Below are 11,403 nucleotides of genomic sequence, written 5' to 3' on the forward strand. Positions count from 1 at the left end.
GCCGTCGTACCCGCCGCCGGGCGGCCGGGTCGCGGGCCCGGCCCCCGCCCGCGCGCCGTCCTCCCCCGCGGGCGGCGGGGGGGCGACCGGGGGCCTCAGCTCCTCGGGACGCACGTCGAACGGCCCCCACAGATAGCCGGTGTGCCGCGCGGTCATGGCGCTGGGCCCGTGCCACCAGGCCGGGCCGAGCGGCGCGGGCGGAGCCTGCGCCTCGGGCGGGGCCTCGGCGACGACCTGCGCCGCGGCCTCGTCCACGGGCGCGCCGTCCGCCAGGGCGGTCTGCGTCTGGTCGCGGCGGCGCGACCAGTAGGCGACGCCCGCGAGCGCGCCCAGGACCATGACGGAGAACCAGGTGGCCGAGCCGCGGTTGCCCAGCGAGGCGAGCAGCAGCCCGCACCCGGCCACGATGAACAGCAGCGCGGTGAGCCCCGGCCCCTCCACGCGGCCCGACAGCATGCGGCGGCCCTCGTTCTCCTCCTCCTTCTCGAACGGGATCGCCAGCCAGGCGACCCCGTAGGCGACGAAGCCGAGGCCGCCGATGACCGACAGCACCGCGAGCGGCACCCTGATGATGACGGGGTCGAGGTTGTAGTACCGGCCGAACCCGCCGCAGACCCCGCCGATCACCTTGTGGCGCCGGCTGCGGGTGAGTCCTGGCGCGGCTCCGGCGGCGGCCCCCTCGGGCCCGGGAGGCGGCGCCGGGGCCGGGGGTGCCTCGGTGGCGCGGTCGTCCGTCATGCCCCCCATGGTGGCGCAGGCCGCGGGCGGCGGTATCCGGGGAGGTCCCGGATCCTTCCCTGAGCCGCCCTCGGGGGCACCCCTGATGTCCCCGCGCGTCCGTTCGTGTGACGATCGGTGTATGACGACCGCCACTCCCGTCGGCACGGGCCTGGACGAGGCCCCGCCGCGCAGCTGTACCGCTTGCGCGGCGACGCTCGGCGTGCTGGCCGCCAATGTGCAGTTCCCCATCCAGAACGGCTATCTGTGGCCCCTGCTGATCATCGGCGTCGGCGCGGCGATGGTCTGGCGCCAGGCGGACAACTCGCGGCGGGCCCACTGGGCGGCGGCGACCAAGCGCAGCCGCTGGCTGCCGCTGCTGCGCACGGCCGCGGGCGCGGTGCTGGTGGCGCTCGGCGTGGGCGCGTTCGTCGTGGGGCGCAGCGCGTCGGCGCAGGCCGAGAGCCTGAGCCTGGTCTTCCAGGCGTCGGTGGCGCTGCTGGTCGGCATCGCGCTGCTGGTCGGTCCGTATGTGGTGCGGATGGTGCAGGACCTGTCCGAGGAGCGCACGATGCGCATCCGCGCCCAGGAGCGCGCCGAGGTGGCGGCGCACATCCACGACTCGGTGCTGCACACCCTGACCCTGATCCAGCGGAACGCGGAGAAGCCCAGGGAGGTGGCCCGCCTCGCCCGCGCCCAGGAGCGGGACCTGCGGGCCTGGCTGTACAAGTCGGCCGAGCGGCCCGCGCAGCCGGAGGAGGAGGACGAGCCGGGAACGTTCGCCGAGTCCGTCCGCGCCACGGTCGCCGAGGTGGAGGACCACCACGGGGTGCCCATCGAGGTGGTCTGCGTCGGGGACTGCGCGCTGGAGGAGCCGCTGCTCGCCCAGCTCCAGGCCGCCCGCGAGGCCATGGTGAACGCGGCCAAGTACGGTGGCGAGGGCGGGCCCGTGCGGGTCTTCGCGGAGGTCGAGGGGCGTACCGTCTTCGTGTCGGTGCGCGACCGGGGCCCCGGCTTCGACCCCGACTCGGTGCCGGCGGACCGGATGGGCGTGCGCGAGTCCATCATCGGCCGGATGCAGCGCAACGGCGGAACGGCGCGGGTACGGTCCACACCGGGCGAGGGCACAGAGGTGGAGCTGACGATGGAGCGATCGGAATGACGAACGGGCCCAGTGCGACGAGTGGCGGCGGGGCCGGTGGCGGCGGAGCCGGGGAACGGCGGGCCCGCGTGGTCCTGGTGGACGACCACCGGATGTTCCGCGCCGGAGTCCAGGCCGAGATCGGCCGCACCGAGGAGACCGGGGTCGAGGTCGTCGGCGAGGCGGGCGACGTCGACCAGGCGGTGAGCGTGATCAAGGCGTCCAGGCCGGATGTCGTCCTGCTCGACGTGCACCTGCCGGGCGGCGGGGGCGTGGAGGTGCTGCGGCGCAGCGCGGCGCTGATGGGGGCGGGCGAGCACCCGGTGCGTTTCCTGGCGCTGTCGGTCTCCGACGCGGCCGAGGACGTGATCGGCGTGATCCGCGGGGGCGCCCGCGGCTATGTCACCAAGACCATCACGGGCGCCGACCTGGTGGACGCGATCTTCCAGGTCTCGGACGGGGACGCGGTGTTCTCGCCGCGGCTCGCGGGCTTCGTGCTGGACGCGTTCGCCTCGTCCGACGCGGCGCCCGTGGACGAGGACCTGGACCGGCTCACCCAGCGGGAGCGCGAGGTGCTGCGGCTGATCGCCCGCGGCTACGCGTACAAGGAGGTGGGCAAGGAGCTGTTCATCTCCGTGAAGACGGTGGAGAGCCACGTCTCCGCGGTGCTGCGCAAGCTCCAGCTCTCCAACCGCCACGAGCTGACCCGCTGGGCGGCGGCCCGCCGTCTGGTGTGAGGCGGCTGGTGTGAGGTGGTGGGCGGGGGGCGCGGAGGCGCGCGCCCTCACTCCCACTCGATGGTGCCGGGCGGCTTGCTGGTGATGTCGAGCGTGACCCGGTTGACGTCCCGCACCTCGTTGGTGATGCGGGTGGAGATCTTCGCCAGCAGGTCGTAGGGCAGCCGGGACCAGTCGGCGGTCATCGCGTCCTCGGACGAGACCGGGCGCAGCACGACGGGGTGGCCGTAGGTGCGGCCGTCGCCCTGGACGCCGACGCTGCGGACGTCCGCGAGCAGCACCACGGGGCACTGCCAGATCTGCCGGTCGAGCCCCGCGCCGGTCAGCTCCTCGCGGACGATGGCGTCGGCCGCGCGCAGCAGGTCGAGCCGCTCGCGGGTGACCTCGCCGACGATGCGGATGCCGAGTCCCGGACCGGGGAACGGCTGGCGGTGGACGATCTCCTCGGGCAGCCCGAGCTCGCGCCCGACCATGCGCACCTCGTCCTTGAACAGCTTGCGCAACGGCTCGACCAGCTCGAACTCCAGGTCGTCGGGGAGCCCGCCCACGTTGTGGTGGGACTTGATGCTGGCCGCTCCCGTGCCGCCGCCCGACTCCACGACGTCGGGGTAGAGGGTGCCCTGCACCAGGAACGCGACGTCCTCGCCCACCGCGCCCGCCTCCGCGACCAGCTCGGCCTGGGCCCGCTCGAAGACCCGGATGAACTCGCGGCCGATGATCTTCCGCTTCTCCTCGGGGTCCGAGACCCCGGCGAGCGCGGCCAGGAAACGGTCCGCCGCGTCCACCACGCGCAGCCGCACGCCGGTGGCGGCCACGAAGTCCTTCTCGACCTGCTCGGTCTCGCCCTGCCGCATGAGGCCGTGATCGACGTAGACGCAGGTGAGCTGCTCGCCGATGGCCCGCTGGACCAGGGCCGCGGCCACCGCCGAGTCCACGCCGCCCGAGAGCGCGCAGATGGCGCGCCTGCCGCCGACCTGGGCGCGGATCTCCTCAACCTGCTCGGCGACGATGGACCCGGTGGTCCAGTCGGGGCTGAGCCCGGCGCCGCGGTAGAGGAAGTGTTCGAGCATCTGCTGCCCGTAGGTGGAGTGCATGACCTCCGGGTGGTGCTGGACGCCGTAGAGCCGCCGCTCGTCGTCCTCGAACGCGGCCACGGGAACGGTGTCGGTGGAGGCCGTCACCGTGAACCCCTCCGGCGCGGCCGAGCAGGCGTCGCCGTGCGACATCCACACCTGCTGCTCGGCGGGGGTGCCCTCGAAGAGGGTGGAGTCGGGCCGGGACACGCTCAGCAGCGTGCGGCCGTACTCGCGGGCCCCCGAGTTGTCCACGGTGCCGCCGAGCGCCCGCGCCATGAGCTGGAAGCCGTAGCACATGCCGAGGACCGGCACGCCCGCCTCGAACAGCGCCCGGTCGATCCCGGGGGCGCCCTCGGCGTAGACGGAGGAGGGCCCGCCGGAGAGGATCACCGCCCGCGGCCTCCTGGCCAGGATGTCGGCCACCGGGGTGGTCGAGGGAACGATCTCGCTGTACACCCGCGCCTCGCGCACCCGGCGGGCGATGAGTTGGGCGTACTGCGCGCCGAAGTCGACGACGAGGACCGTGCCGGCGTCCTTCTCTGTCACGTCTGCCCCGTCTTCCACGTCTGCCACGAAAGAAGCTGCCTTTCCTGTCTTCCCCTGCGCGTTCCCCGAGTCTACCGACGGCCGGGGCGGAACGATTCCTCCGCGGCTGGTCAGGGGCCGGACCCCCTGGCATACTCGCGGCATGTTCCGCGCCGCGCGTTTCTCCTCGTTTACCTATGGCACCGGCCTGGCCGGCTGCCGAGAGGAGCGCTGCGCACCGCGCTGACCAGCGACATCCTTCGCGCCCCAGGCCCCAAGCGGCGGCCCGGGGCGTTTGTCGTCGGGCGGCGGCGGACGGACCTCCCGGGGCTCACACCGAGACATCCGAGCGAGGAACCGACATGGACACCAGTACGAGCGCCGACGAGACCGTCATCGCCGAGGGGCGGGAGCGCATCGACTCCCTGGACGACCGGATCATCGAACTCATCAGGGAACGGATGACCGTCTCCGAGCGGATCCAGCGGGCCCGCGTCGCCTCCGGCGGGCGCCGGATCCACCTCTCCCGCGAGATGGAGATCCTCCGCCGCTACCGCGAGGGCCTGGGGCGTCCGGGCACCCAGCTGGCGATGACGCTGCTCGAACTGTGCCGGGGCCGGGCCGGCGACGCGCCCCGCACCTGAACCCGCCGGCGGCGCGTCACCCGTCCGGAGCGTGACCGGCCCGCGCCGGGCTTCGTTGAAGGGGGTGTCCCCGGGGCGATGAGGCACCCCGGTCCTCGCGGTGTGGCGGGGACCGGGCGCCGTGGGACCTCGCTCCGGTGCGGTGGCCGGGCAGCAGGGGACAGCAGACCGGTCACGTCCTGAAGGCGGCCGGTCCCCGGGACGCCGGGGACCGGCTGCCGTGGTCGTCTTGCGGTACGCGACCCTCCTCGCGCACGATGCGGGAGGGAAGCTCCAGAACTCGTTGGCGGACCATGGCATACCCCCTCCAATGGTCCGACCAACGGCGGCGGCGCCTGCCCCCGGGCGCCGCGCCCAGCACCGGCGCCGCCCTGTCGCCCGTGCTGACGCGGGGCCCCGGCCGACGGCCGGGGCCCCGCCCCCTGTCGCTCATGTGCGTATGTCGTGTCTGTTTCGTGACCGGGGCGGAGCACAACCTTCCGTCTTCTCGAACAGTCCTAGCAGGCGTCCCACTGGACCGACGCCCACCGGAGGTTTGATGACGGCACGCCACGTCCTCGGCGGCGCGACCGTGTGGGCGGCCATCACCGCGGTGGCGGCCGTTCCGCTGCTGACCGGCGGGGGCACCTCACACGCCTCGGGCGCCTCGCACACCTCTCACGCCTCGGGCGGCGACGAGTGCTCGGACTGGTCGGGCACCTCGCGAGCCCCGGCCCGACTGGTCGGCCTGCCGGACACCCTGGTGGCCGGCGCCTGGTCCACGTTCACCATCCGCGTCGAGAACGACTTCGGCGTGCCGGTGGAGAGCCTGCACCCCTTCGTGGACATGAGCCTCGACGCCGACGTCGAACCCGACCCGGCCTACGTCCCCGACCTCGAATGGCGCGTGGGCACGGGTTGGCGTCAGATCGGCGACGTGAGCGGGTACTTCGCCGTCGCCGGACCGCTCGAACCGGGCGACACGATCGACATCCCGGCCCGCGTCCGGCTCCCCGAGGACACCATCCTGGACGCCGGGTGGTTCCTGAACTCGGGGGTCTATGTGAACGAGGACGGCCCCTGCCAGCTCTCGCCCTGGGGCGTGTACGACGTGGCCATGCTCGCGCCCGGCAGCGACCCGGGCACGCCCGAGGACGCGGAGGGGCAATTCCGTCCGGGCCTGCGTTCCGCCCCCGCGGGGGCCTATCCGCCGCTGGGAGGCGGCCTCGCGCCCGTGGGCGGCGCCCGTGACCTCCCGGCCGGGTCCTGAGGGACCCGCACCAGACCGAAGGGGCCTGTTCCTACTCCCCCGGGGGACGGGCCCCTTCGCCATGCGCGCTACGGTTCACGGCATGCCCGACTCCCCCGCGCGCCCGCCGGTCACCGCCGACGACCTCGACCAGGCCGTTTGGCTCGCCGTGGACGCGCTGGGGGCGGCGCCCGGGGACCGGTGGGACCGGCGCGCGGGGACGCTGGAGTGGACCTGCTGGGAGACCGTGGAGCACCTGGCCGACGACCTGTTCGCCTACGCCGTTCAACTGGGCCCGCGCACACCGCCGTTGGACCATGAGGTGCCGTTTGTGTGGGAGAGCCGCAGGCCCGGGGGCCCGGCGAACGCCGTCCACGCCGACCGGACGGCGGGCCCGGCCGGGCTCCTCGAGGTGCTGGAGGTGTGCGGCGCGCTGCTCGGCGCCATGGTGCGGACCGCGCGCCCCGGCGTGCTCGCCCACCACGGCTTCGGCGCGGCCGACGGGGAGGGCTTCGCCGCCATGGGCGTCGTGGAGACCCTCGTGCACACCCACGACCTGGCCGAGGGCCTGGGGCTCGCCGCCTGGGCCCCGCCCGCGGGGCTCTGCGCGCGGGTGCTGGCGCGGCTGTTCCCCGAGGCACCGGCGGACGGCGACCCGTGGCGCACGCTGTTGTGGGCCACGGGGCGCGCGGATCTCCCGGGACGCCCCCGCCTCACCACATGGCGCTGGTACGGCGCGCCCCGCTCGTAGCCGCCGCCCTGTTTATCGGGCATTTATCCCCCGGCGCGATGATGGCGGGGAGGGTGCGAACGGGGGCCGGAGCCCGGGGGGTGTGCGGTGATCGAATCGGTGTACCGGAGCGAGGACCTTCCCGCGGCGGACCGTTTCGCCGTGTGGCGGGACCTGCTGATGAAGGCAATGTGCCCCCAGGAGGTCCTCGTCGAGCACGCGGCCCCGTTCGAGGCGCGGATGCGCGTGGTCCAGCTGAACGCGGTGAACGTCTGGAAGACCACCAGCCTGCCGGTGACCTGGCGCAGGACACCCAGGGCCATCCGGGAGTCGGACCCGGAGCGCTACCACCTCACGCTCCTCCTGCGAGGCGGGCTGTCCGTCAGCCAGGGCGGCCAGGAGGGGACGCACGGCCCGTTCGGGATGTACATCCTCGGCACCTCCCGCCCGTACGTGGCCACCAACGGCCCGGCGCTCGCGGTGGGTCTCGAGGTCCCCAGAAGGCTGCTGTCGCTGCCCGCGAGGAGGACGGAGGCGCTGGTCACCCGGCGGATCTCGGGGCGGAACGGACCCGGCGCCTGCTGGCGGGGACGCTCACCCGGCTGATGAGCGACACGGCCTCCTACCGGCCCGCGGACGAGCCGCGCCTGGAGTCGCTGCTGGTCGACCTGTTCACCGCCGCCCTCGCCCACCAACTGGACGCCGAGGACTGCCTCGGGCCCGAGACCCGCGAGAGGGTCCTCGGGCTGCGCATCCAGCGCTTCATCAGAAGCCATCTGCACGACCCGGCCCTGACCCCCGGCGTCATCGCGGCGGCGCACCACATCTCCGTCAGCCGCCTGCACCGCGTCTTCCCCTCCCTCGGCCACGGCACCACCGTCTCCGCGTGGATCCGCGCCCAGCGCCTGGAGGGCGCCCGGCGCGATCTGTGCGATCCGGCGCAGCGGGCGGCGCCGGTCCACCGGGTCGCGGCCCGCTGGGGGTTCGGCCACGCCGCGATGTTCAGCCGCGCCTTCCGCGCCGCCTACGGCGCCCCGCCCAGCGACTACCGGCACCGCGCCCTCACGGCGGCCACCGGAGGGGACGGCGCGGCCTGACCCCGGCCCCGCCGCGGCGGGTGGCGCCGCCTCAGCAGGGGCCGCCTCAGGGGGGACCGCCGTCCTCCGTTCCCGGGCGTCCCGGTGGCCGCGGGACCTCGGGGACGGGGAGGGTCACCGTGGTGCGCAGCGCGGCGAAGGCCGTCTCCGGCACGGCGGGGGCGACCGGGGGGACCGGGGCCAGCAGCCGGTAGGCGGCCCCCTGCGGCGGGCGCGGGTCGGGCTCGCCCCTGTTGGGCCACAGCGCCATGGCCCGTTCCGCCTGGGCGGTGATCGTCAGGGCCGGGTTGACGCCGAGGTTGGCGGAGACGGCCGAGCCGTCCACGACCGAGATCCCCGGGTGGCCCCAGAGCCGGTGGTACGGGTCGACCACGCCGCTCGCCGGATCGGCGCCGATCGGGCAGCCGCCGAGGAAGTGGGCGGTCAGCGGCGTTCCGAGGAGCTCCCCGACGTTCGTGCCGGGGAAGCCGCCGATGTCCTCGGCGATCCGCCGGGCCGCCTCGGCCCCCTCGGGCAGGTGGCGGGGGTTCGGCGCGCCGTGGCCCTGCCGGGCGGTGAGCAGGCCCCGACCCGGTCGGCGGCGGCGGGTGAACGTGGTCAGCGAGTTGTCGTGGGTCTGCATCACCAGGCCGATGATGGTGCGCTCGGACCACCTGCGGTTGGAGAGCGAGATCAGGAAGAGCAGCGGGTGGCGCAGCGAGGCCGCCGCGTAGGCCAGCGGGGCCGGGAGCCCGCCGACCCGCCGGAACTGCTGGATCGACAGGAACCCCATCGCGTTGGACCCCCGGCCGTAGCGGACCGGCTCGATGTGCGTGTGCTCGTCGGGGTGGACGGACGAGGTGATCGCCACGCCCCGGGTGAAGTCCGGCTCGGCGTCGGCGCCGTGACGGGCGCGGTAACGGCGCGGGCTGGTGCGCGCGCCGACCAGCGCCTCGGAGTTGGTGCGGGTCAGGGTGCCGAGCCGGTCGGAGAGGCGCGGCAGCGCGCCTGTGTCGCGCATCCGGTGCAGGAGCGTCTGGGTGCCGTAGGTACCCGCCGCGATGACGACCCGGCGGGCGCGCAGCTCCCGGCGCGCGCGGCGGCGTGCGCGCCGCGTCGCGTTGGTGGGCTCGGTGGTGACCAGGAAACCTTCCGCGTCGGGGAGTTCGGTGACGGAGGTGACGGTGGTCAGCGGGTGGACCTCGGCGCCGGCGCGTTCGGCGAGGTGGAGATAGTTCTCGTTGAGGGTGTTCTTGGCGCCGTGGCGGCAGCCGGTCATGCACTCGCCGCACTCGGTGCAGGCGCGGCGGCTCGGGCCCGCGCCGCCGAAGTACGGGTCGGGCACCTCCTCGCCGGGGGCGGCGGGAGCCGCGGCGGAGTCCGCGTCGCGGCCGTCGCCGAAGAAGACGCCGACCGGCGCCAGGTGGAACGTCCCGCCCACGCCCATCCGTTCGGCCGCGGCCCTCAGATGGCGGTCCGAGGGGGTGAGGGTCGGGTTGAGGCGGACGCCGAGCATGCGCCTGGCCTGGTCGTAGTAGGGCGCGAGCTCCCGGCGCCAGTCGGTGATGTCGCGCCACTGGCGGTCCCGGAAGAACGCCTCGGGCGGCACATACAGGGTGTTGGCGTAGTTGAGCGAGCCGCCGCCGACCCCGGCGCCTGCCAGGATCATGACATTCCGGAGGAGATGGATGCGCTGGATCCCGTAGAGCCGCAGCCGCGGCGCCCAGAGGTAGTCGCGTAACGCCCAGGAGTTCCGGGGCAGTTCGGAACGGGCGAAGCGGCGCCCCGCCTCGATCACCGCCACCCGGTAGCCCTTCTCGGTCAGCCGCAGCGCGGAGACCGCGCCGCCGAAGCCCGAGCCGACGACCACGACGTCGTAGTCGCGGTCGCGGTCGTAGTCGCGGTCGGCGCGGGAGTCGGCGCCGTCCTGGTCGCGTGTCATCGGAACCTCAGGACCTTGAGCGCCTTCAGCGAACGGCTCATCACCGCCGCGTACCCCCGGTCGTCCATGCCGTGCGAGGGGGCCAGCGGCAGCAGCCGCTGCTCGGCGATCGTCTGCGCTTCGGTGTACTTGAGGATGCCCTCGGCGCCGTGGCGGCGGCCGAGCCCCGAGTCGCCCATGCCGCCCATCGGCGCGCGGACGCTGGCGTAGGCGGCGCCGTACCCCTCGTTGATGTTGACGGTCCCGGCGCGCAGCCGGGCGGCGACCCGGCGCGCGCGGCGCGCGCTGCCGGACCAGACGCTGGCGTTGAGCCCGTAGCGCGTGTCGTTGGCGCGGGCGATCGCGTCGGCGTCGTCGCCGCAGCGGTAGACGGAGACGACGGGGCCGAAGGTCTCCTCGGCGCAGACCGCCATCGCCGGGGTGACGCCGGTGAGGACGGTCGGCTCGTAGAAGTACGGTCCGACGTCGGGGCGGGCCCGGCCGCCGGTCAGGACCTCGGCGCCGCGCTCCACCGCGTCCGCGACGTGCCGGGCGACGGCGTCGAGCCGCGCCCGCGAGGCCAGCGAGCCCACGTCGGTGCCCCAGTCGAGCGGCGCGCCGAGCCGCAGCGCCCGGGTCCGCGCGGCGAACGCCGCCAGGAACGCGCCGGCGACCGCCTCCTGCACGTAGATCCGCTCGACGGAGACGCACAGCTGGCCCGCGGAGGCGAAGCAGGCGCGCACCGCGCCCGCCGCCGCCTTGTCCGGGTCGGCGTCGTCCAGCACCAGCATGGCGTTCTTGCCGCCGAGTTCGAGGCTGGCGCCGACCAGCCGGCCGCCGGCCCGCCGCGCCACCTCGCGGCCGGTGCGCGTGGACCCGGTGAACGCGACGTAGTCCGCGCGCTCGACCACCTGCGGGCCGACGACGGGCCCGTCGCCCAGCACCATCCGCCACACGTCCCCCGGCAGCCCCGCCTCGACCATCAGGCGCCGCGCCCACAGGGCCGTGAGGGCGGTCTCGCTGTCCGGCTTGGTGACGACGGCGTTGCCCGCGACCAGGGCCGGGAGGGCGTCGCCCGCGGTGAGTTCGAGCGGGTAGTTCCACGGGGCGATGTGCCCGACGACGCCGCGCGGGTGGCGCAGTTCGCGGACGCGGGTGAGTCCCGGGACCGCGCCGGTGTGCCGCCGGGGGCGCAGGTACGCGGGCGCCCCGCGGCCGTAGTGCCGGGCGGCCAGGGCGACCGCGAGCAGCTCCTCGTGGGCGTGGAGGCGGGCCTTGCCGGTCTCCAGCTGCACCAGGTCGAGGATCTCCCCCTGGCGGGCCAGCAGCAGATCGTGGAAGCGGAGCAGAACGGCCGCGCGCCGGCGCACGGGCGTGGCGGCCCACGCGGGTTGCGCGGCGGCGGCGCGGACGAACGTCCGGGCCACCTCGTCCTCGGTCGCGGCGGGCAGTTCGGCGAGCCGGGTCCCGGTGAGCGGACTGTGGCAGGCGGTCAGGCCGCTGCCGGCGACGCCCTCGGTCAGCGAGGCCACGAACTCCGCGGTCACCAGCCCGTCGGCCCGCGCCTGAACGCCGGGCTGCGCAGTCGTCATGGGCGGAGCCTACGAC

General features: G+C 74.8%; 10 protein-coding genes and 1 pseudogene. 7 read left to right on the forward strand and 4 right to left on the reverse strand.

Translation table 11 applies throughout. The features are described 5' to 3' along the window. Positions 1 to 738: PspC domain-containing protein (locus ADY01_RS06730; RefSeq protein ID WP_049567316.1), on the reverse strand; the 738-nt coding region annotated here is incomplete at its 3' end. Positions 739 to 823: 85 nt separating this feature from the next. Between ADY01_RS06730 and ADY01_RS06735 the strand changes: the two genes are divergently transcribed. Next, a complete protein-coding gene (locus tag ADY01_RS06735) occupies positions 824 to 1,879 on the forward strand; it encodes an ATP-binding protein (protein ID WP_199826182.1) in 1,056 nt (351 codons plus the stop codon). Then, positions 1,876 to 2,595 (forward strand): LuxR C-terminal-related transcriptional regulator, encoded by a 720-nt coding sequence (locus ADY01_RS06740; protein ID WP_049567244.1) that lies wholly within the window; start codon positions 1,876 to 1,878, stop codon positions 2,593 to 2,595. Before ADY01_RS06735 ends, ADY01_RS06740 begins: the two co-directional genes overlap by 4 nt. A gap of 47 nt (positions 2,596 to 2,642) precedes the next feature. Here the strand turns inward: ADY01_RS06740 and guaA are convergent, their stop codons facing one another. Beyond that, the gene (guaA, locus tag ADY01_RS06745) at positions 2,643 to 4,217 is read right to left on the reverse strand and encodes a glutamine-hydrolyzing GMP synthase (protein WP_049567246.1); all 1,575 of its coding nucleotides are present in this window, start codon (positions 4,215 to 4,217) and stop codon (positions 2,643 to 2,645) included. Between the two features lie 320 nt (positions 4,218 to 4,537). On the opposite strand from guaA, the pseudogene ADY01_RS40370 reads away from it, so the two are divergent. The 5 genes and pseudogenes from ADY01_RS40370 to ADY01_RS40380 all read left to right on the forward strand — a co-directional run. Beyond that, positions 4,538 to 4,840, forward strand: a pseudogene (locus tag ADY01_RS40370) (chorismate mutase); the annotation flags it as partial. A 538-nt stretch (positions 4,841 to 5,378) separates the two neighbouring features. Next, complete coding sequence (locus ADY01_RS06755) at positions 5,379 to 6,089, forward strand: hypothetical protein (RefSeq protein ID WP_049567251.1); 711 nt, start codon at positions 5,379 to 5,381, stop codon at positions 6,087 to 6,089. 82 nt (positions 6,090 to 6,171) lie between these two features. Continuing rightward, positions 6,172 to 6,819 carry a hypothetical protein gene (locus tag ADY01_RS06760; RefSeq protein WP_049567254.1) on the forward strand — a complete coding sequence of 216 codons (648 nt, stop codon included), beginning with the start codon at positions 6,172 to 6,174 and terminating at the stop codon, positions 6,817 to 6,819. An 87-nt stretch (positions 6,820 to 6,906) separates the two neighbouring features. After that, positions 6,907 to 7,404: a hypothetical protein gene (locus tag ADY01_RS40375; RefSeq protein ID WP_049567256.1), complete on the forward strand. Its 498-nt coding sequence runs from the start codon at positions 6,907 to 6,909 to the stop codon at positions 7,402 to 7,404. Beyond that, the gene (locus ADY01_RS40380) at positions 7,404 to 7,895 is read left to right on the forward strand and encodes a helix-turn-helix transcriptional regulator (protein ID WP_049567258.1); all 492 of its coding nucleotides are present in this window, start codon (positions 7,404 to 7,406) and stop codon (positions 7,893 to 7,895) included. Before ADY01_RS40375 ends, ADY01_RS40380 begins: the two co-directional genes overlap by 1 nt. Before the next feature lie 46 nt (positions 7,896 to 7,941). On the opposite strand, the gene ADY01_RS06775 is transcribed toward ADY01_RS40380, so the two are convergent. Both ADY01_RS06775 and ADY01_RS06780 read right to left on the reverse strand, forming a co-directional pair. Next, positions 7,942 to 9,816 carry a GMC family oxidoreductase gene (locus tag ADY01_RS06775; protein ID WP_049567261.1) on the reverse strand — a complete coding sequence of 625 codons (1,875 nt, stop codon included), beginning with the start codon at positions 9,814 to 9,816 and terminating at the stop codon, positions 7,942 to 7,944. Next, positions 9,813 to 11,387 carry a succinic semialdehyde dehydrogenase gene (locus ADY01_RS06780; protein ID WP_049567264.1) on the reverse strand — a complete coding sequence of 525 codons (1,575 nt, stop codon included), beginning with the start codon at positions 11,385 to 11,387 and terminating at the stop codon, positions 9,813 to 9,815. The genes ADY01_RS06775 and ADY01_RS06780 overlap by 4 nt, the downstream gene beginning before the upstream one ends. Positions 11,388 to 11,403 lie beyond the last annotated feature (16 nt).

Origin of the sequence: Streptomyces sp. SBT349, assembly GCF_001083795.1 — a bacterium.
In the GTDB taxonomy this organism is placed as follows: Bacteria; Actinomycetota; Actinomycetes; order Streptomycetales; family Streptomycetaceae; genus Streptomyces.

What these genes read in the sequence shown, in the direction of transcription:
- ADY01_RS06735 (WP_199826182.1), top strand. Translation starts at nt 824, where the DNA reads ATGTCCCCGCGCGTCCGTTCGTGTGACGATCGGTGTATGACGACCGCC.
- ADY01_RS06740 (WP_049567244.1), top strand. Translation starts at nt 1,876, where the DNA reads ATGACGAACGGGCCCAGTGCGACGAGTGGCGGCGGGGCCGGTGGCGGC.
- ADY01_RS06755 (WP_049567251.1), top strand. Translation starts at nt 5,379, where the DNA reads ATGACGGCACGCCACGTCCTCGGCGGCGCGACCGTGTGGGCGGCCATC.
- ADY01_RS06760 (WP_049567254.1), top strand. Translation starts at nt 6,172, where the DNA reads ATGCCCGACTCCCCCGCGCGCCCGCCGGTCACCGCCGACGACCTCGAC.
- ADY01_RS40380 (WP_049567258.1), top strand. Translation starts at nt 7,404, where the DNA reads ATGAGCGACACGGCCTCCTACCGGCCCGCGGACGAGCCGCGCCTGGAG.
- ADY01_RS06775 (WP_049567261.1), bottom strand. Translation starts at nt 9,816, where the DNA reads ATGACACGCGACCAGGACGGCGCCGACTCCCGCGCCGACCGCGACTAC.
- ADY01_RS06780 (WP_049567264.1), bottom strand. Translation starts at nt 11,387, where the DNA reads ATGACGACTGCGCAGCCCGGCGTTCAGGCGCGGGCCGACGGGCTGGTG.